Source organism: Ornithinibacter sp., from assembly GCF_035443565.1.
Classification (GTDB): domain Bacteria; phylum Actinomycetota; class Actinomycetes; order Actinomycetales; family Dermatophilaceae; genus Fodinibacter.
On record NZ_DAORSO010000432.1, the window covers coordinates 1 to 1,063 of the forward strand.

2 protein-coding genes are annotated in these 1,063 nt (G+C 70.4%); one reads left to right on the forward strand and one right to left on the reverse strand.

All coding sequences use genetic code 11. The annotated features are described in order from the left end of the window. Positions 1-114 precede the first annotated feature (114 nt). Complete coding sequence (locus PLL68_RS15745) at positions 115-522, forward strand: hypothetical protein (protein WP_324535717.1); 408 nt, start codon at positions 115-117, stop codon at positions 520-522. A gap of 17 nt (positions 523-539) precedes the next feature. Here the strand turns inward: PLL68_RS15745 and PLL68_RS15750 are convergent. After that, the coding region (locus PLL68_RS15750) for a P-loop NTPase family protein (RefSeq protein WP_324535719.1) at positions 540-1,063 on the reverse strand (524 nt) is incomplete at its 5' end.

Consider the following 1,063-nt stretch of genomic DNA (forward strand, 5'->3'; position numbering starts at 1 on the left):
CAGACGTCCGTGGGGCAACACTACCGGTAACCGTCGAATTCCGTGAGGGTTTGCTTATTCAACTATTCGCGACCGGATGAGGTTCCGACATCGCGGCTCACTACTCTGGATGCCGTGCCCGTCGACTCCACGCCCGCTGCCCGCCGACTCGCCGCGATGTCACTCGGAGCCCAGGCCCTCATCCTCGTGGGGTTCGCCGTCTTCTACATCTACGAGCTGTCGATCGGTGAGGGCAGCGATGCGGTGCGGGTGGTCATGTCGGCCCTCGTCATCGCCCTGGGCGGGATCGGGCTGGCCGTGGTGACCCGGGGATGGGTGCGGGGCAGCTGGTGGCCGCGCACGCCCACCATCGTCTGGAGCCTGCTGCTGCTCCCCGTCGGGTGGGGGCTCATCCAGGGGACGAAGACCTTCGTGGGGTGGCTCGTCGTGGGCGTGGCCCTGGTCACGGCGCTCGCTGCGGTCGCGGCCAAGGAGCCGGAGACCGTCGTGGAGCCGGGGGAGCCTGGCGAGACGTCAGTCTGAGCAGGCTGGCTGAGTCGTCAGCCTGAACTGTCGGCGGTGAAGACCTGAACCTCGGTCACGTCGCCGCGTGCCACCACGAGGGCCCGGCCCGGAAACCGCGGGGGCACGTCGGTGAGGCGTGCGCCCAGCAGGTCACCGTCGCCGCGTTCGGGGGTGAGCAGGATGCCGGTCCGACGCCGGGCGAGGTCGACGTCGAGCCCCCGGAACCGCACGGCGAGCGAGGCGGTGTTCGTCGCCACCACGAGCAGACCTCGGTCGCGGTCGACGAGCTCGGCGATCTCCGTCAGCACGGGGAGCATGGCGCAGTCGTCACCGATCTGGTCTGCGTCGTCGACGAGGAGCACGAGGTCGTGGTGGCGCTGTCGCAGCTCGACCAGCTGGTCGACGTCTCGCGTGGACAGCACCGCCGCCGAGCCGAACTTCGCCTGAGACCCGTCGTCGTGGCCGACGCCGCGGATCACCGCGACCGGCAGGCCCGCCGCCTGTGCCGACAGCGCGAGCGTGGCCAGGGTCGTGGTTCGGCCGGAGTTGGGCGGTCCCG